Origin of the sequence: Halorussus litoreus (assembly GCF_003382685.1) — an archaeon.
Taxonomy (GTDB): domain Archaea; phylum Halobacteriota; class Halobacteria; order Halobacteriales; family Haladaptataceae; genus Halorussus; species Halorussus litoreus.
Window position 1 is genome coordinate 1 of sequence record NZ_QLVG01000037.1, and the last position, 20,654, is coordinate 20,654.

Below are 20,654 nucleotides of genomic sequence, written 5' to 3' on the forward strand. Positions count from 1 at the left end.
GCGGTCCGGACCGCGCCGCCGGGCGCGCACTCGACTGAACGGCCGGAATATTGAGGGTCGCGTCAGTCGTGGATTTCCCGACAGTGCGAACGTCTCTCCAAATCGACGTGTCTGCTCTGCCGTTCGACGGCTACCTCGGCATCCTCTGGGACGTCGGCGTGTTCGTCGTCACGTTCGCGGTGCTGTACGCGGTCGGTCGCCGGGTCCTCGTCCCGCTGGCCGAGCGCGCGCTGAGCACCCGGCGCATCCAGCAGACGGTCGCCAGCGCGCTCGTGAAACTCCTCCACGCCGCGGTCGCGGTGGTCGCGCTCCGATTCGCGCTCGACACCGCCGACTACGGCTACCTGCTCTCGCTGCCGCCGACCATCGTCGCGGCGCTCACGGTCGCGCTCGGGTTCGCCAGCCGGGACATCGCCTCGAACCTCGTCGGTGGCGTGTTCATCGTCACCGACCCGCAGTTCAACATCGGCGACTGGATCCGCTGGGGCGACAGGGAGGGCATCATCGAGGACGTAAGCTTCCGGGTGACTCGCGTCCGGACGTTCGACAACGAACTCCTGACCGTGCCCAACGCCCAACTCGCCACCACCGCCGTGGTCAACGCGGTCGCCAAGTCCCCGCGCCGGCTCTCGCACACCTTCCACGTCGACGACGAGGAGGATTTGGGCGAGGTAGCCTCGCTACTCGTCGATGCCGCGAAGGACCACGAGGACGTGCTCGACCGGCCGTCGCCGACCGTCCGGGTGGTCGAACTCGACAACGGCCGGGCGGGCGTGCAGGCGAGGTACTGGATCGACCGGCCCTCCCGCGAGGCGTTCGTGACCATCCGCTCGGCGTACCTCGAAGCGGTCAGCGAGCGGTTCGCGGCGGCGGGTATCGACCTGCCGCAGAACTGGTAGTCAGAGGTACTCGGCGAGTCCCGCGACCACCTTGTTCTCCGCCCGCCGGAGGTGCTCCTCGGCGGTCCGTCGCTCGACGCCCAGTGCGGCCGCGACCTCTGCGGTCATACTCCCCCTCGGAATTCGGTAGTAGTCCATTTCGACCGCGGTCCGGAGGGTCTCACGCTGCCGAGGAGAGAGGTCCGGGAGCGCCGAGTCGAGGGTGAGCAGGGGTTGATCGGCGGTCACGGACCCGACCTCGCGCTTGCGCTCGACCGTCACGGGGAACTCCGCAGCCACGTCGCGGTAGAACGCGGTGAGGTTGGCGGGGTCGAGCGCCAGTACCCGACACCACTTCCGACCCTCGGCGTATCGGAGCGGCGGGACCAGCAGGCAGTCGTGGTCGGCGAGCCGGGCCTCGATGGGGTCGTCCTCGCGCTCTTTCAGGCACTCGGCGGTGATGAGCAGGCGCTCGTCGTCCTCCTCGATTCGCTCGCGGACCCCCACTACCTCCTCGACGTGCGCTACGACCGCCTCGCCGCCCGAACCGCCGACGTGCAGGAGGTCGCAGTGATCGTTGCACCAGAGTTCGACCGTCGTGTCGGTGCCTGCGGTCGCCGCGGCGTACGCGCCGGGGTGTGTGATTCCGAGGAGCGCCTCGTGCATCTCGCGGAGATTCTCCTCCGGGGTATTTAAAATACCCTCCTTATGGTGGTATTCAGGTATTTGCGTCTCGCGCCCGAACACTACTCCATGAGCGAAGGCCGACCAGACGACCCCGAAACCGAGGAGCGAGATGACGCCGGGTCGGGAGACGAGCAGGACGCCGAACCCGAGTGGTCTATCGGCGAGCCGAGCGACCAGTGGCAGGAGTACCAGGGCGCGCCCACCGGCACCGACATCGAGTGTGAGGGCTGGCGACAGGAGGCCGCGCTCCGGATGCTGAACAACAACCTCGACCCCGAGGTGGCCGAGAAGCCCGAGGAACTCGTCGTCTACGGCGGCACCGGCCGCGCCGCGCGGTCGTGGGATGCCTACGACGCGATTCTGGCCGAACTGCGCGAGCTGGACGACGCCGAGACGCTGCTCGTCCAGTCGGGCAAGCCGGTCGGCCGGTTCGAGACCCACGAAGAGGCGCCCAGAGTCCTCATCGCCAACTCCAATCTCGTCGGCAAGTGGGACAACTGGGAGCACTTCCACGAGCTCGAAGCGAAGGGACTCATCATGTACGGCCAGATGACCGCGGGTTCGTGGGCGTACATCGGCACGCAGGGCATCATCCAGGGGACCTACGAGACCCTCGCGGAACTGGCCACCCAGCACTACCCCGACGACCGGGGCCTCGAAGGCAAGATCGTCGTCACGGGCGGCCTCGGCGGGATGGGCGGCGCACAGCCCCTCGCGGTGACGATGAACCACGGCGTCTGCATCGCGGCGGAGGTCGACGAAGAGCGCATCGACCGGCGCATCGAGACGGGCTACTGCGAGGAGAAGACCGACGATTTGGACGAGGCGATCGAGAAGGCGAGAGCGGCTGCGGAGGCCGGCGAAGCCTACTCGGTCGGCGTCCACATGAACGCCGCAGACATGCTGGAGGGAATGCTCGACCGCGACTTCGTCCCGGACGTGATCACCGACCAGACCAGCGCCCACGACGAACTGGAAGGGTACTACCCCTCGGGCTACACCGTCGCGGCGGCCGACCAACTCCGCGAGGACGACCCCGAGCGCTACCGCGAGGAGAGTCTGGACACGATGGAGCGCCACGTCGACGCCATCCTCGCGATGCAGGACGAGGGCGCAATCGCCTTCGAGTACGGTAACAACATCCGCGGGCAGGTGAAGGAGAACAGAGGGCGAGACGACGCGTTCGACTACCCCGGGTTCGTGCCGGCGTACATCCGGCCGCTGTTCTGCCGCGGGAAGGGACCGTTCCGGTGGGCCGCGCTGTCGGGCGACCCCGACGACATCCACCGCACCGACGAGGCCGTCAAGGAACTGTTCCCCGAGAAGGACCACCTCCACCGTTGGATCGACCTCGCGCAGGAGCAGGTCGAGTTCCAAGGGCTGCCCTCCCGCGTCTGCTGGCTGGGGTATCAAGCCGAAGCGGGCGATGCGCCGGAGCCGCATCGAGACGAAGGCAGCGAAGCCGCCGAAGCGGGCGACGAGGGCGACGACCGGGACGCTCTCACCGAGCGCGCCAGGTTCGCGCTCCGCATCAACGACCTCGTGGCCGAGGGAGAGATCTCGGCCCCCGTCGTCGTCACGCGCGACCACCTCGACGCCGGGAGCGTCGCCAGTCCGAACCGCGAGACCGAGTCCATGCGCGACGGCTCCGACGCCGTGGCCGACTGGCCGATCCTGAACGCGCTGCTCAACTGCGCGGCGGGAGCCGACATCGTGTCGGTCCACGACGGCGGCGGGGTCGGCATCGGGAACGCGCTCCACGCGAACAACCACGTAGTGCTCGACGGCTCCGACCTCGCGGCCGAGAAGGCTCGTCGGGTGTTCACCACCGACCCGGGCATGGGCGTGATCCGCCACGCCGATGCCGGATACGAGGAAGCTATCGACGAGGCCGAGGCGTCGAACGTCGCGGTGCCGATGCGCGACAGGGCGGACGAATGACCGGACTCGAACGCACCTCCGATTGGATGGGACCCTCGAACGATTCGAACGACGAGCAGTTCGGCCACGTGGTCGAACTGGCGAGCATCGACGACGCCGACCGCTTCGACGCCGTACTGGTCGGGGAACCGTTCGACCGGGCGGTCATCGGTCGCACGGGCGCGGCCGAAGGCCCCGCTGCCCTCCGCGAGCGACTCGCGGGCACCAAGACCCACCACTTCGACGCGGGGCCGGTGGGGTCGGTCGCGGACCTCGGCGACGTGACGCTGGGCGATGGCGAATTCGCGACCGACGACAGTTCCGTCGCCGATCTGCAGGAGCGCGTCCGGGGCGTCGCCGAGCAGGTCCACGACACCGACGCGTTCCCGGTGTTCCTCGGCGGTGACAACTCGCTGACCTACCCGAACGCCGCGCCGCTGCTGGACGACGACTCGCTCGGCGTCATCAACTTCGACGCCCACCTCGACGTGCGAGAGGTTCGCGAGGGCGTGGGGCCGACCTCGGGGACGCCGTACCGCCAGCTGTACGAGGCGGGGCTCGACGCCTACGCCTGCGTCGGCGCGCGCCACTTCGAGACCTCCACGGCGTACGCCGAGTTCGTCCGCGAGCGGGGCGGCGAAGTCGTCACGAGCGAGGAGGTCGGCGACGACGAAGTCGCCGCAGTCGACCGCGCAATCGACGCGATGGGCGACGTGGACCGCATCTACGTCAGCGTGGACCTCGACGTGCTCGACGCGTCGGCCGCACCCGGCGTGAGCGCGCCCACGCCCGGCGGGATCTCCTCGCGGGAGCTGTTCCGGATGCTGCGACTTTTCGGCGCGGAAGACCGGCTCGCCGGCTTCGAGGTCGTCGAGTGCGCGCCGCCGCTCGAACCCGGGACGACGAACCTGACCGCGACCGCCGGGGCGCGAGCCGTCGCCCACCTGCTAAGTGCCCGTGGCGCGAAGGGTGGGTCATGACGCTGACGGCAGTCGTCCACGACGCCGCGCAGGTCGTCACGCTCGAAACGACCGACGAGGACCGGGCGGACGAAGCGGACGGCGAGGAGCGAACGGACGGCGAGCGCGACGGAGACGTTCACACCGAACTCGCCGTCTACGAGGACGCCGCGGTCGCGGTCGAAGACGGGAGGGTCGCGCGGGTCGGTCCCACCGGACCAGTGACCCGCGAGTTCCCGCCTGAGAACGCGGCCCACGCGGTCGACGCCAACGGGAAGGCGGTGATCCCGGGGTTCGTGGACCCGCACACCCACGCGCTGTTCGCCGGGGACCGCTCCGACGAGTTCGAGGCCAAGCTCCGGGGAAAGACGTATCAGGAGATCCTGGAAGACGGGGGCGGCATCCTCCGGACGGTCCGCGCGACCAGAGAGGCCAGCGACGAGCGACTGCTGGCCAACCTGCTCGGGCACCTCGACGAGATGCTCGCCCACGGGACGACCACGGTCGAGGTCAAGTCCGGCTACGGGCTCGACACCGAGACGGAGCTCCGGATGCTGGAGCTCATCGACCGCGCCGACGACCGCCATCCGGTCGACGTGGTCCCGACGTTCATGGGCGCTCACGCCGTGCCGGAAGGCAGGAGCGCCGACGAGTACGTCGAGGAGGTCGTCCACGACCAGATACCCGCGGTCGAGTCGCAGGGCATCGCCCAGTTCTGCGACGTGTTCTGCGAGGAGGGCGTCTTCTCGGTCGAACAGTCCCGGCGCGTACTGGAGGCGGGCAAAGAGGCGGGACTCACGCCGAAGGTCCACGCCGAAGAACTCGCCCGTATCGGCGGCACGCAGCTCGCCGCGGAGGTCGGGGCCACGAGCGCGGACCACCTGCTCCACTCGACCGAGGAGGACGTAGCGGCGCTCGTCGAGAACGACGTGGTGCCGGTGTTGCTCCCCGGGACGGCGTTCGGCCTCGGCGCGGACTACGCCGACGCCCGGCAGTTCGTCGAGGCCGGCGCGGACGTTGCCATCGCGACGGACTTCAACCCCAACTGCTACAGCCAGAGCATGGGCTTCGCGGCGTCGCTCTCGTGCGTCGAGATGGGAATGACGCCCGCCGAGGCGCTCGTCGCCGCGACCACGAACGCCGCCACGGCGCTCGACCTGCCAGCCGAAGTCGGGACGCTTCAGGAGGGCGCGCCCGCCGACATCGCCGTATTGGACGCGCCGAGTTACGTCCACGTCCCGTACAACTTCGGCGTGAACGCGGTCGACACCGTGCTGAAGGGCGGCGAGGTGGTCTATCGTGGTTGACGAGTCGGGATCGGACGCCGGTCCGGTCGAAGCCGACGGCGAGACCCTCGAACCCGAAGACGTCGCCCGGGTCGCCCGCGAGGACGCGCCGGTCGTCGTACCGGAGGACGCACGCGAGAGGGTCCGAACGGCCCGCGAGCGCGTCGAGGAAGTCGTCGAGAGCGGCGAAGCCGTCTACGGCGTGAACACGGGCTTCGGCGAACTCGTCGACGAGCGCATCCCCGAGGAGGAGATCGAACAGCTTCAGCTGAATCTGGTCCGGAGCCACGCCGCGGGCGCGGGCCGGGAACTCGCCCGCGAGGAGGTCCGAGCGCTGTTGCTCGGCCGACTCAACGCGCTCGTCAAGGGCCACTCGGGCGTCCGCGAGGTCGTCGTCGACCACCTCCTGACGATGCTCGACGAGGGAATCCACCCGGTCGTGAAGTCGCGGGGGAGCCTCGGCGCGAGCGGCGACCTCGCGCCGCTCGCGCACCTCGCGCTCGTGCTGATCGGGGAGGGTGAGGCGGACGTAGAAAGCGAGTCCGGCACCGAGCGACTGCCAGGTGACGAAGCGCTCGCCGCGGCCGATCTCGAACCGCTCACACTCCGGGCCAAGGAGGGCCTCGCGCTCATCAACGGCACTCAGCTCACGGTCGGACTCGCGGCGCTCGCGGTCGTGGACGCCGAGCGGGCCGTCCGCGCGGCCGACGTGGCCGGCGCGCTCACGACCGAGGTGACGATGGGGACCACGGCGTCGTCGGACGGCTCCATCGCCGCGGTCCGGCCCCACGCGGGCCACGCCGAGAGCGCGCGTAACGTCAAGCGGCTCACCGCCGATTCGGAGATCGTCGAGTCCCACCGCAACTGCGACCGGGTGCAGGACGCCTACTCGTTGCGGTGTCTGCCGCAGGTCCACGGCGCGGTCCGGGACGCGATAGGCCACCTCCGCGAAGCGGTGGAGGTCGAACTCAACAGCGCGACCGACAACCCGCTCATCTTCGACGCCGCGGAGACTGACCCGCGAGCCTCCGGCACGGACGAGGCCGCGGTGCTGTCGGGCGGGAACTTCCACGGCGAACCGCTCGCGCTCCCGCTGGACTACCTCACGAACGCGGTGACGGAACTGGCCGCCATCTGCGAGCGCCGGGTCGACAGAATGGTGAACCCGAACGTCCAGGAGTCTCATCTCCCGGCGTTTCTCACCGAGGAGTCGGGGCTACGCTCGGGCTACATGATCGCCCAGTACACCGCGGTCGCGCTGGTCAACGAGAACCGTGCGACCGGGCGGCCCTCGATGGACAACACGCCGGTGAGCGGCAATCAGGAGGACCACATGAGCATGAGCGCCCAGTCGGCGTTCGACGCGCGCGCCGCGGTCGAGAACGCCGTCACCGTGGTCGGCATCGAACTGCTCTGCGGCGCGCAGGCCGCGGAGTTCGTTACGCGCGAGGCGATGGCCGCGGAGCAGTCGAGCGGGCACCGCCCGCGAGACGACGACTTGGACCACGGCGTGGGCACCGGCGCGGCCTACGAGGCGGTCCGCGAGGCGGTGCCGCCGCTGGTCGAGGATCGGACCCTCCACGAGGAGATCGAGACGGCCGACGCGCTCGTGGCGTCGGGGCTGCTCGAAGAACGGGTCGAGGACGCGCTCGGCGAGTCACTCGACTGAGCTGCTCGGGGCGAAGCGAAAGGCGTTGTGACGGTTCCCCGGAACCGAGAGTCGGTGCGAAACTTAAGAGGCGGGCCCTCGAACGAACGCGTATGTACCGGATACTCGCGGCCATCGGCACCGACGAGGAGCGCGCACTCGAACAGGCCCGCGCGATCGCCGACCTCCCCAAAGGAGAGGAGATCGAGGTAAAGCTGTTCCACGACTTCACCGACAACCCCTCGGGCGCGTCGGTCCATCAGGTCGCCGCGGTCCGCCGGGCGGCCGAACACCTCGAAGACGCGGGGATCGAGGTCGGGTACGCCGAGTCGAGCGGCGACGCCACGGAGGCCATCATCGAGACCGCCGAGGAGTTGGACGCCGACCTGCTGTGTCTCGCGCCCCGCGGGCGCTCGCCCACGGGCAAGGCGCTGTTCGGCAGCGTGACCCAGCAGGTGCTGCTGGAGAGCGACCGGCCCGTGCTCGTCATCGGGGCCGGACAGGCCGGCGAAGCCGAGTAGTCGGCCGCTGACCAGTCCGAGCGGGACGGTCGGAGAACGGGCCGATTAGTCGGCGTCAATCGGCGCGGCCGGTCGCCCGGTCGGTCGCCTCCTCTGATGGGTCGCGTTCGCCGTCGGACGAGTCGTCCGCGGCGGCGTCTGCGGGGGCCGGCGAGTCCTCGCCGGCCCCCGCAGACGCCCGGAAGACGCCGTGTTCTTCGCACTCGTACACGTCCCGGAGGACGTTCTTCGATTCCCGACCACAGGTCGGACAACCGCGAACCGGCTCCTCGGCGTCGGTGCTGACACCCATCTCGCGGGCGACCTCCCGCCAGCCGGCGCTGGGCGACGCGCGGTCGTCAACCACGCTCCACCTCGGGTCGGTCGCGCTCGACCTCGGACTCGTCGTCGGCTTGTTCGCGCTCCTCGCGTGCGGCGCGGCCGCCCCCCGCACGGAAGAGCGCCGCCCGCGTCCCCGCCCCCCGCGCGGGCGGGGGGGCCGCCCCCCGCAGAACTGCGCGCGGCGGCCGCGCCGCACCTGAAACACCCCTCGCGGAGCCGCGAGTCGATGCTCTCGAGACCGCACCGCCGGCACCGCCAGTAGCGGTGGTCGAGATCGCCGTCCTTGTCGGTGCCGTCGTGCGGTCCGGTGATCGTCCCGGTACTTTCTTGTGACCGTGGCGTATCCGTAGACATTGGGCTGCTCGTATCTGGGGCACGCCCAGCGACGGGTGCTGGTACCACCCGGCGCACTTTCGAAGCGCGGTCGCTGGGCTGGTCGGTGGGCTGTTCTCCCGTGGTCGCGTACTCTCCTGTCTCTCAGTCTCCCCCGCAACGGTCCCCCCGAGATCGGTTGCGTGGCGATGCTGGCACGGTTGCGCGACCGCGAGCGCACTCGCGCAACCGTGACTCTCGTTTCGGCCTGCAGTCGCAATCGTCTGGGACTGCAATCGTCGTCGTTCCGGTCTGCAGTCGTCGCGTCAGCCCTGGCCGACTGCGGGCCGGAGCTGAGGCCTGCGGCCCGGAGTCAGCCCTGCGGTTCGGGTTCGGCGGCGTCGGTCTCGCTCGTCCCGGCCTCTTCAGCCTCGTCGGCCGCCCCGCCGTCGCTCTCGTCGAGGCTTTCGAGCGCCGAGATGACCAGTTGGCGGTACTGCCCGAGGTCGGAGCCGTACTGCTCGTCGGCCATCCGGGCGTACTCGTTGGTGTCGTCGTCGAATGCTTCGATGCGGTCGAGCGTCCGCTCGGCCGTCTCGACCACCCATCGGTCGCGGGTCGAGGCGTCGACCAGCGTGATGGACTCGGGTCGCACGGAGACGTTCACCGTGCCGTCGTCGGTCTCGAAGGTCCGGGGCTTGCCCGTGATCGCGACGTACGCGGGCGGTTCGAGCTCGCGGAGCATGCTCGCAGCCTCGGGCTGGTACTGGCCCGCGTAGACGAAGAACGGGTCGCCGTTCGGGTCCACGACCCGTCCCTGCCAGTACTCGCTGTCCTCGCCGACGTCCTCGGTCTCGGTGAGCGTACCGACCACGAAGATGCGGTTGGCCCGCTCGCCGGTCGGAAGCAGGGCGTACACCGGTGCGCGCTCCTCGTCGGACTCCTTGAACGTGTGGGTCGCGTCGTTGAACTCGCCGGCGAACACGCGGCGGGCGACCTCTCGGGTGGGTGTTCCGGACATTTAGATCGACCTCGCTTTGATGAGAACGTCCTCTGCGTCGGCCGGCCCGGCGAGCTCCTCAACCTCGTTGGTGAGGATGTAGCGGCCCATCGTGGGGCCGCTCACGCGGTAGTACCGGCCGAGGGTCTGCTCGCGCATCTCCTCGGCGACGACGGTCGTGTCGAGCGCGTCCATCGCCATCTCCTGAGCCTCTTCGAGGCCGATACCGGTGAACTCCTCGGTGGCCTCCTCGTCGAGGATGACCTTGTGGACCTCCTCGCCGTCGTCGAGGACGCCCTTGATGCGGAGGTCGAACTCGCCCTCGACCTCGCCGTGTTCGGAACACCGGCCGTTCTGGAGTACGCGGGTGCAGTCCTCGTCGGGACAGCGCTTGATCAGCCCGGAGCCGCTCTGGATGTCCACCAGCGCGCCCTCGACCTCGACGGTGTCGTCGCCGACCTCGATCTCCTCGTCGACCTCCTCGACGGTGGTCGTCCGGTTGAGCTTCACCGAGTAGTCGCCCTGGTACTCGTCGGAGACGAGGTTGCCGAGGCGATAGACCGTTCCCTCCTCCAGTTCCGGGAGGTCGGAGTCGGCCCACTTGGTGAACTTGATCCGGCCCGTCTCGTCGCCGAGCAGGCCGACCTGTCCCACGGCGTCGCTCCGCGGGTCCCAGAGGTCGACGATCTTGGCGGTGAGGCCGAGCCACATCTCGTCGCGGTCCACGTCCTCGACGTTCATCTGCTCGGTGCCGCCGCCACCGCTGCGGATCTCGTCGCGTTCGAGTCCCGCCTCGTCGAGGTAGTGGCTCACGACGCTGCGTCGGGCCTCCTCGAGGGGGACCCGGTACTCGTTGACGAGGTTGTCGAGGCGGTCCTCGACCTCCTCGACGGACAGGTCGAGATGCTCGGAGAACTGTTCGCTGACTTCTTCGGCGTGCTGGCGCACATCGCTCATGGTGTATCCGTCTCCGCGTCGTTTTCTTCGGGAGACATGCGACGGGTTAGTGCGCTATGGTATAAAACGCTTGGTACCCGGAGTGAAAGTGAAGGTGAAGCTCTCGACGGCTCTCCGGCCGTTTCCCGCCTCCGAGGAGTCGCACCTATGCGGACGCCCGCCTACGAGGATTCGAGCGCGAGCGCCGCGCCGAGGCCGACCAGCACCGACCCGGACACCCAGCGCAGGCCGTCCGCCGCGCGGGGGCGAGCCCGGAGCACCGACCGGACGCCGCCCGAGAGCAGGCCGACCGTCCCGAGGTAGAGCGCGGTCAGCGCGGCGTAGGTTCCGCCGAGCGCCAGCATCTCGACGGCCGGCGTCGCGGCCCCAACTCCGGAACCGGCGCCCGAGCCGACGAACTGGGGGAGGAAGGCGAGGAAGAACAACGCGACCTTCGGGTTGAGCACGTTGACCGTCACCCCGCGGAGGTAGCCGCTCGCGAGGTCGGCGTCGGTCGCGGTGGGGCCTGTCGCGGTTGGGTCGGCGGTTTCAGCTGCGCCGCCGGAAGCGCCCCCGGAGAGTTCGAACTCGTCGCGCCGCCGGATCGTCTGCACGCCGAGGTAGAGGATGTAGGCCGCCCCAGCGTACTTGACCGCCGCGTACGCGAGCGCGGACGCCCGCAGGAGCGCGGCGAGTCCGAGGGTCGCGGCGGTCGTGTGGACGAGGATGCCCGTGCTGACTCCCAGCGCGGAGGCGACCCCGCCGCGCTTGCCCGCGGAGACGCCCTGCGTGAGCACGAACACGGTGTCCGGGCCGGGCGTGAGGATGAGCGCCATCGCGGCCGAGACGAACACGAGGTAGGTCTGGAGGTCGATGCCCGTGAGCATTCGAGTAGGGTAGCCATCGGCAGTGCGGGAGGTAAACGTGGTGCTTTCCGTAATTCGAGCCGAACCCGAACCGGGAGCCTCGAAGCGTTCGGACCCTCACCCGCAAGTTCCCCCTCCCTTCCCACCAGTTCGTCCGGCCGGGTCGGTCAGTTGGCCGTTCGGGTGCGTCTCGATCAGCACAGGTTATCGCGTCGAGGACTCGTCTCTCGAATCACGTCGTCCCGCTCCCCCGGTCACGTCCAGGGGCTCGTCCAGTTGCAGCGGGATCTCCCGGAACGGACGGGCGAGCGGGAGCGTGACGTTGGTGTCGGCGTACTCCGAGACGACCATTCCGGCGAGCGTTTCGAGTCCGTGAGTCGCCCGCGTTCCCGGCGACGGGTTGGTGGCGCGACCTGCGAGGACATCCGCGATGTGTTCGGTGGCGTTTTCGAAGAGTCGCTGTGCGGGCACCATTCCCGATTCGTGCGTCGAGTGTCGCCCCGAGATGTCCGTCTGCCACAGTTCTTCGAGCGGTTCCGGCGGACTGACTGACGTCCACCCGTCTTCGTCGACGCGCCGGTAGCGCACCTCGTGCGGGGCGTCCGCTGCGATGCTGAGGGGCAAGGACAGGGTCCCCGCGGTCCCCTCGACGGTGAGCCGACTCGCAGCGGTGGGTCGTGGCTCGACGTACGCGACGACGCCGTTGTCCATGACCAACGTTCCCCCTCCCTCGAACCGGGTGGCCCCCTCGGACGCCACCGGTTCGACGCACCCACCACGGACGTTTCGAACCTTCGCGTCGAGGAGATAGAGGACGAGATCGACGTAGTGCGTGCCGATGTTGAGGAACTCCGCCCCGGCGAACAGGCGCACCGACTGCACCTCGCCGAGAAGCGTTCGGTCGTGAAGCAGTTCGTGGACGGTCTCGAACAGCGACGAGAACCGCCGGGAGTGGTTGACGACGAGTTCGACGCCGGCCTCCTCGCAGGCAGCCACCATCTCGTCGGCGCGGCTAACCGTCGTCGCAATCGGTTTCTCACACCAGATGACGTCCGGATCTGCCGACGACTCGACGACGTCGAGGACGTGAGCGTGGTGGTAACGGTCCGGCGTCGCGACCGAGACGACGTCCAACGCTTCGCTGTCGAGCATCGCGGCGTGGTCGCAGTAGCGATTGGTGTCCGGAACGCCCCACCGCTCGCCCATTTCGGCGACCAACGTCTCGTCGAGGTCGGAGATCGTCGCGAGGTCGATCTCGTCGGATTCGATGAACGCCTCGGCGTGGTTCCGGCCGACCCGACCGAACCCGATGACACCAGCCTTGTACGTCATTTAGTGAAGGGTCCAGACGGGCTGCCTTTATTATTTTGATTTTGTGAATTCTGGAATGTTCTAAAAATGGCTCGTATTTTAATGCCTTCGGGCCGAAAAGAGATCTATGCAACGATTGCGAACGATCCGACTCGCGACGAACAGCCGGCGAACGCGGCCGCGACCGAATCACCGACTCGCCGACCGGCCTTCGGCTGGAGCGCGACGATGACGGACGCGTTCGACCTCCACGGGAAGACGGCGGTCGTTACCGGTGGTGCCGGACTCATCGGACGAGCGGTAAGTCGCGGGCTCGCGGACCACGGTGCGACCGTCGTCGTCGCCGACGTGGACGCCAGTCGCGGGGGCAAGGTTGCCGACGAGATCGGCGGACACGCCCACTTCGCGTCGGTCGACGTTACCGACGAAGACGACGTGGAGACGCTGATCGAGACGACGGTCGAGAACTTCGGTTCGCTCGACGTCCTCGTCAACAGCGCCTACCCGCGCAACGAGAACTACGGGCAGTCGTACGAGGAGATGACGTTGGACGACTGGGAGGAGAACGTCACCCTCAATCTGAACAGCTACTTCTCGGCCGCGTATCGGGCGTCGGCCGCGATGAGAGCACAGGAAACCGGCGGTTCCATCGTCAACTTCGGCTCGATCTACGGCGTACAGGCCCCCGATTTTACCCTGTACGAGGGAACGGACCTGACGAGTCCGGTGGAGTACGCCGCGATCAAGGGCGGCGTTCTCAACCTCACGCGGTATCTGGCGTCGTACCTCGGCGAACACGGCGTTCGAGTCAACGCCGTGAGTCCCGGCGGGGTGTACAACGACCAAGGCGAAACCTTCGTCCGGCAGTACGAGGAGCGAACGCCGCTCGGACGGATGGCGAATCCGGACGACCTCGTCGGTGCGGTCGTCTACCTGGCGTCCGACGCCGCCTCGTACGTGACCGGACAGAACCTCGTGGTCGACGGCGGGTGGACGATCAGCTAGCGTCGTGACTGTTCGAGGGGCTCTGCGGGAACGCCAGCGACGGTCGCCTCCGGCGGGACGTCTTCGACGACGACCGATCCTGCGCCGACGAGCGCACTCTCGCCTATTTCGACGTGGTCGCGAACGGTCGCACCCGCGCCGACGAACGCGTCGGCGGCGACGCGAACCCCGCCTGCGAGCGTCGCGTTCGGAGCGACGATGCTCCCGGCACCGACCGCAACGTCGTGCGAGAGGTTGACGGCGCTGTCGACGAGGACGTGGTCGTCGAGGTGGACGCCGGGCCCCACGTACGTCTGTGCGTTGATGGTGACGCCCTCGCCGAGCGTGGCAGTCGCGGACACGGTCGCGTCGTCGTCGATGGCTTCGAAGAACTCGATTCCTCGCTTCCGGATCAGTTCCGCGAGTTCGAGTCGAACGCCCTGGCTCGCACCGAACGCGACGAGCGCCCGCGTCTCGGCGGCGTCGAACTCCGGTAGCTTCTCGCTCCCGCCGACGACTTCCGCGTCGCCGATCCGTTCCCCGTGTCGATCCGGGTCGTCGTCGAGAACGACCACGTCGTCCGCCTCGTCCCGCCGGTCGAGGATGTCGAGGACGACTCGCGCCTGTTCGCCTGCACAGTACAGGACTTTCATCGATAGGTGATCCGTTTCGTGGGTGTCATCGGTAGACGATCCGTTTCGTGACCATCATCAGTAGGTGATCCGTTTCGTGAGCAAGTCGTCGTCGAGTGGGACCGTCGCCAATCGATCTGCGATTCGTTCCCCCGCTCCACCGCGGTCGTACGGATTGTCGCACGTCCGTGCTCGCCGCTCGACGCGGTCGTCGTGGAGTGCGGCGTCGACGGCGTTCCGTATCGCGTCGGTCTCGTGGGGAACGCTCGTCGCGTTCGCCGCACGCTCTCGGCCGGTCTGTCGCGGGCCGACGTCGACGACCGGAAGACCGAACGACGGCGCTTCGATGATGGCGCTACTGGAGTTGCCGATCATGACGTCCGCCGCGTCGAGAAGGCCGAGATACTGCCGTCGCGGCAGGTTGTCGTAGGTCGTCAGTTGCTCCGACTCGGGGTGGGACCGGATCGCTTCGATGATCCGCTTGCCGCCCGCGTCGGTGTTCGGATAGATGACGGTGATCTGACCGTCGAAGTCGGTGACCGCGTCGAGCGTGCGTCGCATCTGTTCGCCCGCCCGTCGTGGCCGTGTCGTCACCGGATGCTGGACGACGAGCAGCAGCGGCCGCTCCGCGTCGAATCCCAACTCCGCTCTGAGGACGCTGGCGTCGTCGTACTCGCCAGCGACGACGTCGTCGACCCCCGGCGTTCCGACCGTCGTCACCCGCCACTCCTCCTCCCCGAGGCCCAGTAACCGCTCCTTGCTCCGCTCGGTCGCGGGGAAGTGGAGGTGTGCGAACTTTGTGAGTGCGTGTCGGATGCTGTCGTCTATCGTGGCCCCCTGCATCGCGTCACCGCCGTGGACGTGCGCGACGGGGATCTGCAGATGTGCCGCGGCGACGCCCGCCGCGAACGCCTCGTTTCGGTCACCGAGAACCAGCACGACGTCCGGGTCGATGTCGGTGAGCGTCTCCGCGAGGCCGCTGATTCCCAGTCCGAGCGACTTCGCCATCCCGACTCCCGTGTCGCTTTCGAGGAGCGTATCGACGGTGCTGGTCACGTCGAACCCGTCCGAGCGGATCTCCTCGACGGTCGAGCCGTGTTGTCGGGAGAGATGCATTCCGGTCGCGACGACCGTGAGTTGTAGCTCCGACCGCCGCCGGATCTCCGTCATCGACGACTTGAGAAGTCCGTACTCCGCGCGCGTTCCGGTCACGACGGTGATGGTCCGTGTCACGTCTGTCCCTCACTCCAGTTGTCGCCCTCGACGTCGGCCCCCGTTATCGGGTCGTGCGGTTCGAGCGCCGCCGTCGTGCGACGACCGACGACAGATTCGAGTTCCGAAGGCGGAAGTCCGTCCGCAGGTCGCAGGACCGACACCGCGTCCCGCCGGATCGTCTCGCCCCGTTCGAGGGCAGTCGCAGCGTGGAGGCTCTTTCGTGCAACCGTCCTGTTCTCCATCTCGGCAGCTACCGGTGCCTTCTCACGACTCCCGCGAGCGGTCGCCGCCGAGCGAGCGATCTCGACCGTTCGTACGAGTTCGCCCGGTTCGAGCGACGCTTCGTGGTCGGGCCCCGGAAGCGTCCGGTCGAGCGTGAAGTGCTTCTCGACGACGGTCGCCCCGGCTGCAACGGCGAACCCCGGCGTCTCGAGTGCCGTCGTGTGGTCCGAATAGCCGACCGGGACGGGAAAACGGTCGTCCAGAGTCGCCATCGCGCGGAGGTTGACGGCGTCCATCTCGGCCGGGTACGACGAGACGCAGTGGAGCAGCGTCACTGGAACCTCGTCGCTCGCCTCCCGTATCGCGGCGTAGGCGTCCTCGACTTCCGCTATCGTCGCCATCCCCGTACTCACGATCATCGGGCGCTCGAATCGAGCGACGTGCCGTAACAACGGGTGGTTCGTGAGGTCGCCGGAGCCGATCTTGATCGCTGGAACGTCGAGTTCGTCGAGGAGGTTGGCGCTCTCGACGTCGAACGGCGTCGAGAGGAAGGTTATCCTCCTCGACTCGCAGTAATCGAGCAGTTCCTCGTGATCGGATTCGCTCAGCTCGTATCGTTCGAGCATGTCCCGCTGCACCTCCTCGGAACCGCTCCGTTCGGTCTGGTAGTTGGCCTTCGGTGCCTCTTTCGTGACGAGTCGGTCAGCAGTGAAGGTCTGAAACTTGATCGCGTCCGCACCAGTCTCCGCAGCGACGTCGATCAGCTCCCGTGCGCGAGAGAGAGTTCCGTTGTGGTTGACTCCAGCCTCGGCGATGAAGAACACTGAACCGTCCCCCGTTCTCCTCTCGTCGATTCGCATACCCCCTCTTCCTTTCAAAGAGCATTATACTTTGTTGTTTCTCGAGTACCGGTGAGAAGAGCTCGTTCGGCGGTACGGTGGCGTCGATGTCGTCGCCGGTCGCGTCGAGTTGTCGTCGCCGGTCGGCGCTATCCCGCACTCGGACATCGAGACGTTCTATTCATCTCCAGTTGTCGAATCCAGAATTGAAAACGCTAGTTTTATTTGGTGGTACGAATCCTATTTAACAAATGAATTCACTACGGGACAAAACTGCACTCGTGACCGGAGGGGGTGGTTTTATCGGGAGCACACTCGTCGAACGAATAGCCGACGAGGGGGTCGAAGAGGTCCGAGTCTTCGACAACGACGAACAGAGTCTGTTCCGCCTGAAGAGGCGACTCGACGGGAACGGACACCCTCTCAACTTCGTCCTCGGTGACCTCCGAGATGAGAATCGAGTACGGACGGTCATGGAAGACGTCGACGTCGTTTTCCACGCTGGGGCGATCAAACACGTGGGACTCAGCGAGTACAATCCGTTCGAGGCCGCACAGACGAACGTCACGGGCACGAAGCACGTCGTCCGTGCCGCGTTCGACGAGGAGATCGACTCGTTGGTCGCCGTCAGCACGGACAAGGCCTCGAACCCGACGTCGGTCATGGGTGCGACGAAGCTCATCATGGAGCGAATCGTCGTCGCGGCGAACACCTACAACCACGACACCAGCTTCAACTGCGTCCGATTCGGCAACGTCCTCGGTTCGACCGGGTCGGTCGTTCCGGTGTTCCTCGATCAGATCAGAAACGGCGGCCCCCTCACCGTCACCAACCCCGAGATGACGCGGTTCACTATGTCCCCGGACCGTGCAGCCGATCTCATTCTCGAGGCCAACGAATCCATGACCCAGGGAGAGATCGTCATCCCGAAGATGCCCGCGTTCCGGGTCGGAGACCTCGCGGAGGGACTCCGGGCCGAGTACGCGCCGACCCACGGCTACGACGGCGAGGACATCGGTGTTGAGATTGTCGGGGGCCGACCCGGCGAACGCGTCCACGAGAAACTCGTCTCCTCCGACGAGATCGAGAACACCTACGAAGTCGACGACAAGTTCGTTCTCCTCCCACACGTCGATTTCGGCGAGGAGTTCCCGTACGAGATGGAGAGTTCGCTCGATCACGAGTACACGTCGGTGGACTCGAAACTCCTCTCACCGAGCGAGATCGCCGAACGGGTGAAGTCACAGTTTCCGCCACGGTCGTCGCCGGTTCGAGGCACGACTCGCCAGAAACCGACCTCGAAGCTATGACCGACGGCGGTTTGGGGCCGGACGACGGACCCGACGACGTTCCACTCTTCGAAATTTCGTGGGGACGAGAGGAGGTCACGAACGTCGTGGACTCGGTCACTCGCGGGGGTTACTGGGCGAACGGGCCGTTCGTCAGCGAGTTCGAGGATCGCATCGAGGCGTTCGTCGGCGTCGAGAACGCCGTCGTGTTCAACTCCGGGACGACGGCGCTCGTCTCCGCGCTCCGCGCGCACGGGATCGGCGACGGCGACGAAGTGATCGTCCCCTCGTTCACGTTCATCGCGACGGTCAACGCCGTTCGACTCGTCGGGGCAGAACCAGTCTTCGCGGACATCGAGGACGAACGCTACGGCCTCGATCCGAACAGCGTGAGCGACGTCGTGACCGACAACACGAGAGCCATCGTTCCGGTCCACTACGCGGGAACACCCTGCCGGATCGAGGCGGTGGCCGACGTGGCGGATGCACACGACCTCGTCCTCGTCGAGGACGCCGCAGAGGCGTTCGGTGCGACCCTCGACGATACGACGGTCGGGACGGTCGGCGATTCGGCCATGTTCAGCTTCTGTCAGAACAAGGTCGTCGCGACCGGCGAAGGCGGTGCCGTCGTCACCGACGACGACGACCTCGCCGCAGAGCTCCGACTCTTCCGCTCGCACGGTCGCGCCTCGGACGACTACTTCGACTCGCACGACACCGGGGAGTATCGGGCAGTCGGTAACAACGTCCGGATGCCCGACGTCGTCGCCGCCATCGGCGTCGGGCAGATTGATCGCGTCGACGAGTTGATCCAGCGCCGCCGCCGCGTCGCCAGCGAGTACGCCGACGAACTCGCCCGAATCGACGGCGTTGAGCCGATGGCGGACCCCGACGACGGCACGCACGTCTACCAACTCTACACCGTCACGTTCGCACCCGACATCGACCGGGACGCGGTCGTCGAACTACTCGCGAAGAACGACGTGTCCTCGAAGGTGTACTTCGATCCGGTGCATCGAAGCGCGTACTATCGAGACACGTACGACGGCCCGGTCGACCACCTCTCGACGACTGTCGAGGTCTCCTCGCGCGTGCTCTCGTTGCCGATGCACGCCGATCTGTCGTCCAGCGAAATTCGGCGGGTGACCACCGTCCTCGAAGAGGCGGTCGAGCGCGCACGATAGCGCGACTACGCCGGAGCGGCCGAATCTGAACACATTCTCTCACGCTCTCGTAAAAATAAGACTTCTTACCTTAGTATTAAATTAATCGGACGATTACTCGCTACTATGGAGGACCCGTACTACACGCCAGCGGTCGAACTCTCGTCGCGGATTCGGCGGGGAGAAACGTCGCCCGTGGACGTGGTCGAAGACTTCTTGGAGCGGATCGACCGTCGAAACGCCGACGTCAACGCCTACGTGACGACCACCGAGGAGAGCGCACGCGAAGCGGCAATGGAAGTCGAGCGGGCAGTCGAACGCGGCGAGCGCCTCGGACCACTCGCGGGGGTCCCCATCGCACTGAAGGACCTCTACGGGTTCAAAAGCGGCGTTCGGCAGACGTTCGGTTCGGCGCTGTTCGGAGATAACGTGCCCGACCACGACTCGACGTTCGTCGAGCGACTCGAAGACGCCGGCGCAATCGTCCTCGGGATGACGAACTCGCCGGAGTTCGGTCACAAGGGGACCACGGACAACGAACTGTTCGGCCCCACGAGCACGCCGTTCGACCTCGACAGGAACGCCGGTGGCTCGTCCGGCGGGAGTGCGGCCGCCGTCGCCGACGGGCTCGCGACGATGGCCCACGGCGGCGACGCCGGTGGCTCCCTGCGGATTCCAGCGTCGTTCTCCGGCGTGTACAGCATCAAACCGACGTACAGACGGGTCGCGGACGCGTCGCGACCGAACGCGTTCAACGGCGCAATCGGCAACTACGTGCATCACGGTCCGATCACGCGCTCGGTCGAAGACGCCGCGCTGATGCTCGACGTGATGGCGGGACCACACCCGCGCGACCCGACGTGCCTCCCGGACGACGGGACGGACTATCGACGTGCGACCGAACGCTCTATCGACGGCTTCGAGATCGCGTACACGCCCGACTTCGGCACCTTCCCGGTCGAAGAGCGGGTTCGGTCGGTCGTCGAGGACGCCGTCGGCGCGTTCGAGCGAGCAGGTGCAACCGTCGAGGAGGTCGAGTTCCCGTTGGACCGTTCGCACGACGAACTGACCGACGCGTGGCGGCTCTCCACTGCGGTGGGCTACGCCACGCTGGCCGACGCCATCGGTCGGGAACGGGAGATAGATCTGTTGGAGGAACGTCGTGCGGAGATCGCCGACGAAGTCGTCGAGTTGATCGAACGCGGTCGAGACGTGACCGCGGTCGAGTACCTGCAGGTCCAGACGCTCCACACCGAAGTGTACGACGCCATCACGGACGTGTTCGAGCGCTACGACGCACTCGTTTCTCCGACGCTGGCCTGCCTTCCAGTGGAAAACGACGCGGACGGCCAGACCCTCGGTCCGGCGGAGATCGACGGACAACAGGTCGATCCGACCATCGGCTGGTGCATGACGCATCTCGTCAACTTCACGGGCCACCCTGCCGCGTCGATTCCGGCGGGCTTCGTCGATGGCCTCCCCGTCGGCATGCAGATACTCTGTCCCCGATTCGCCGACGACCGGACGCTCGCCGTGAGTGCGGCGTTCGAACGCGCACGTCCGTGGGTCGATTCGTATCCGCCCCGGTGACGCCGCTCGAACGCGACCGTCGACGCCGGTAGCGCCGACGGGCAGCGACGCCCGTCGTATGGACAACGCTTTCTT

At 67.3% G+C, this 20,654-nt stretch carries 19 protein-coding genes; 10 read left to right on the top strand and 9 right to left on the bottom strand.

Annotated features, from left to right (window positions below):
- The first annotated feature begins 83 nt into the window (after positions 1 to 83).
- Entirely contained in the window at positions 84 to 899 is an 816-nt protein-coding gene (locus DPQ64_RS12310; RefSeq protein WP_157971690.1) for a mechanosensitive ion channel family protein, read from the top strand.
- On the opposite strand, the gene DPQ64_RS12315 is transcribed toward DPQ64_RS12310, so the two are convergent.
- Positions 900 to 1,544, bottom strand: coding sequence for a helix-turn-helix domain-containing protein (locus DPQ64_RS12315; RefSeq protein WP_115864623.1), 645 nt, complete (start codon positions 1,542 to 1,544; stop codon positions 900 to 902).
- A gap of 87 nt (positions 1,545 to 1,631) precedes the next feature.
- On the opposite strand from DPQ64_RS12315, the gene hutU reads away from it, so the two are divergent.
- The 5 genes from hutU to DPQ64_RS12340 all read left to right on the top strand — a co-directional run bounded on the left by hutU (position 1,632) and on the right by DPQ64_RS12340 (position 7,899).
- Positions 1,632 to 3,506: a urocanate hydratase gene (hutU, locus tag DPQ64_RS12320; RefSeq protein ID WP_115864624.1), complete on the top strand. Its 1,875-nt coding sequence runs from the start codon at positions 1,632 to 1,634 to the stop codon at positions 3,504 to 3,506.
- Positions 3,503 to 4,465 (top strand): formimidoylglutamase, encoded by a 963-nt coding sequence (gene hutG / locus DPQ64_RS12325; RefSeq protein WP_115864625.1) that lies wholly within the window; start codon positions 3,503 to 3,505, stop codon positions 4,463 to 4,465. Before hutU ends, hutG begins: the two co-directional genes overlap by 4 nt.
- Complete coding sequence (gene hutI, locus DPQ64_RS12330; RefSeq protein ID WP_115864626.1) at positions 4,462 to 5,751, top strand: imidazolonepropionase; 1,290 nt, start codon at positions 4,462 to 4,464, stop codon at positions 5,749 to 5,751. Before hutG ends, hutI begins: the two co-directional genes overlap by 4 nt.
- On the top strand, positions 5,744 to 7,399 hold the full coding sequence (gene hutH / locus DPQ64_RS12335; protein WP_115864627.1) for a histidine ammonia-lyase: 1,656 nt from the start codon (positions 5,744 to 5,746) through the stop codon (positions 7,397 to 7,399). Before hutI ends, hutH begins: the two co-directional genes overlap by 8 nt.
- A gap of 92 nt (positions 7,400 to 7,491) precedes the next feature.
- A complete protein-coding gene (locus DPQ64_RS12340; protein WP_115864628.1) occupies positions 7,492 to 7,899 on the top strand; it encodes a universal stress protein in 408 nt (135 codons plus the stop codon).
- A 55-nt stretch (positions 7,900 to 7,954) separates the two neighbouring features.
- Here the strand turns inward: DPQ64_RS12340 and DPQ64_RS12345 are convergent, their stop codons facing one another.
- The 5 genes from DPQ64_RS12345 to DPQ64_RS12365 form a co-directional block, all read right to left on the bottom strand.
- Positions 7,955 to 8,245 (bottom strand): hypothetical protein, encoded by a 291-nt coding sequence (locus tag DPQ64_RS12345; RefSeq protein WP_115864629.1) that lies wholly within the window; start codon positions 8,243 to 8,245, stop codon positions 7,955 to 7,957.
- A gap of 660 nt (positions 8,246 to 8,905) precedes the next feature.
- Positions 8,906 to 9,553: an RPA family protein gene (locus DPQ64_RS12350; RefSeq protein WP_115864630.1), complete on the bottom strand. Its 648-nt coding sequence runs from the start codon at positions 9,551 to 9,553 to the stop codon at positions 8,906 to 8,908.
- Complete coding sequence (locus DPQ64_RS12355) at positions 9,554 to 10,489, bottom strand: replication factor A (protein ID WP_115864631.1); 936 nt, start codon at positions 10,487 to 10,489, stop codon at positions 9,554 to 9,556.
- A 161-nt stretch (positions 10,490 to 10,650) separates the two neighbouring features.
- Entirely contained in the window at positions 10,651 to 11,355 is a 705-nt protein-coding gene (locus tag DPQ64_RS12360; RefSeq protein ID WP_115864632.1) for a LysE family translocator, read from the bottom strand.
- A 183-nt stretch (positions 11,356 to 11,538) separates the two neighbouring features.
- On the bottom strand, positions 11,539 to 12,666 hold the full coding sequence (locus tag DPQ64_RS12365; protein WP_115864633.1) for a Gfo/Idh/MocA family protein: 1,128 nt from the start codon (positions 12,664 to 12,666) through the stop codon (positions 11,539 to 11,541).
- 207 nt (positions 12,667 to 12,873) lie between these two features.
- Between DPQ64_RS12365 and DPQ64_RS12370 the strand changes: the two genes are divergently transcribed.
- On the top strand, positions 12,874 to 13,650 hold the full coding sequence (locus DPQ64_RS12370; protein ID WP_157971691.1) for an oxidoreductase: 777 nt from the start codon (positions 12,874 to 12,876) through the stop codon (positions 13,648 to 13,650).
- Here DPQ64_RS12370 and DPQ64_RS12375 read toward each other — a convergent pair.
- Genes DPQ64_RS12375 through neuB form a run of 3 tightly spaced genes read right to left on the bottom strand, consistent with a single transcriptional unit; the run spans position 13,647 to position 16,558 of the window.
- Entirely contained in the window at positions 13,647 to 14,282 is a 636-nt protein-coding gene (locus DPQ64_RS12375) for a NeuD/PglB/VioB family sugar acetyltransferase (RefSeq protein WP_115864635.1), read from the bottom strand. The genes DPQ64_RS12370 and DPQ64_RS12375 overlap by 4 nt on opposite strands.
- A gap of 57 nt (positions 14,283 to 14,339) precedes the next feature.
- Positions 14,340 to 15,494, bottom strand: a complete 1,155-nt coding sequence (neuC, locus tag DPQ64_RS12380; protein WP_115864636.1) for a UDP-N-acetylglucosamine 2-epimerase — start codon at positions 15,492 to 15,494, stop codon at positions 14,340 to 14,342.
- On the bottom strand, positions 15,491 to 16,558 hold the full coding sequence (gene neuB / locus DPQ64_RS12385; RefSeq protein WP_115864637.1) for an N-acetylneuraminate synthase: 1,068 nt from the start codon (positions 16,556 to 16,558) through the stop codon (positions 15,491 to 15,493). Before neuB ends, neuC begins: the two co-directional genes overlap by 4 nt.
- A gap of 260 nt (positions 16,559 to 16,818) precedes the next feature.
- Here neuB and DPQ64_RS12390 point away from each other — a divergent pair, with 260 nt between their 5' ends.
- The 3 genes from DPQ64_RS12390 to DPQ64_RS12400 all read left to right on the top strand — a co-directional run bounded on the left by DPQ64_RS12390 (position 16,819) and on the right by DPQ64_RS12400 (position 20,579).
- Positions 16,819 to 17,847 carry a polysaccharide biosynthesis protein gene (locus DPQ64_RS12390; RefSeq protein ID WP_232820571.1) on the top strand — a complete coding sequence of 343 codons (1,029 nt, stop codon included), beginning with the start codon at positions 16,819 to 16,821 and terminating at the stop codon, positions 17,845 to 17,847.
- Positions 17,844 to 19,010: a DegT/DnrJ/EryC1/StrS family aminotransferase gene (locus tag DPQ64_RS12395; RefSeq protein ID WP_115864639.1), complete on the top strand. Its 1,167-nt coding sequence runs from the start codon at positions 17,844 to 17,846 to the stop codon at positions 19,008 to 19,010. Before DPQ64_RS12390 ends, DPQ64_RS12395 begins: the two co-directional genes overlap by 4 nt.
- 105 nt (positions 19,011 to 19,115) lie before the next feature.
- Positions 19,116 to 20,579: an amidase gene (locus tag DPQ64_RS12400; protein ID WP_115864640.1), complete on the top strand. Its 1,464-nt coding sequence runs from the start codon at positions 19,116 to 19,118 to the stop codon at positions 20,577 to 20,579.
- Positions 20,580 to 20,654 lie beyond the last annotated feature (75 nt).

What these genes read in the sequence shown, in the direction of transcription:
- hutU (WP_115864624.1), top strand. Translation starts at nt 1,632, where the DNA reads ATGAGCGAAGGCCGACCAGACGACCCCGAAACCGAGGAGCGAGATGAC.
- DPQ64_RS12350 (WP_115864630.1), bottom strand. Translation starts at nt 9,553, where the DNA reads ATGTCCGGAACACCCACCCGAGAGGTCGCCCGCCGCGTGTTCGCCGGC.
- DPQ64_RS12375 (WP_115864635.1), bottom strand. Translation starts at nt 14,282, where the DNA reads ATGAAAGTCCTGTACTGTGCAGGCGAACAGGCGCGAGTCGTCCTCGAC.
- DPQ64_RS12355 (WP_115864631.1), bottom strand. Translation starts at nt 10,489, where the DNA reads ATGAGCGATGTGCGCCAGCACGCCGAAGAAGTCAGCGAACAGTTCTCC.
- DPQ64_RS12340 (WP_115864628.1), top strand. Translation starts at nt 7,492, where the DNA reads ATGTACCGGATACTCGCGGCCATCGGCACCGACGAGGAGCGCGCACTC.
- DPQ64_RS12400 (WP_115864640.1), top strand. Translation starts at nt 19,116, where the DNA reads ATGGAGGACCCGTACTACACGCCAGCGGTCGAACTCTCGTCGCGGATT.
- hutG (WP_115864625.1), top strand. Translation starts at nt 3,503, where the DNA reads ATGACCGGACTCGAACGCACCTCCGATTGGATGGGACCCTCGAACGAT.
- DPQ64_RS12365 (WP_115864633.1), bottom strand. Translation starts at nt 12,666, where the DNA reads ATGACGTACAAGGCTGGTGTCATCGGGTTCGGTCGGGTCGGCCGGAAC.
- DPQ64_RS12395 (WP_115864639.1), top strand. Translation starts at nt 17,844, where the DNA reads ATGACCGACGGCGGTTTGGGGCCGGACGACGGACCCGACGACGTTCCA.
- hutI (WP_115864626.1), top strand. Translation starts at nt 4,462, where the DNA reads ATGACGCTGACGGCAGTCGTCCACGACGCCGCGCAGGTCGTCACGCTC.
- neuB (WP_115864637.1), bottom strand. Translation starts at nt 16,558, where the DNA reads ATGCGAATCGACGAGAGGAGAACGGGGGACGGTTCAGTGTTCTTCATC.
- DPQ64_RS12315 (WP_115864623.1), bottom strand. Translation starts at nt 1,544, where the DNA reads ATGCACGAGGCGCTCCTCGGAATCACACACCCCGGCGCGTACGCCGCG.
- DPQ64_RS12360 (WP_115864632.1), bottom strand. Translation starts at nt 11,355, where the DNA reads ATGCTCACGGGCATCGACCTCCAGACCTACCTCGTGTTCGTCTCGGCC.
- DPQ64_RS12370 (WP_157971691.1), top strand. Translation starts at nt 12,874, where the DNA reads ATGACGGACGCGTTCGACCTCCACGGGAAGACGGCGGTCGTTACCGGT.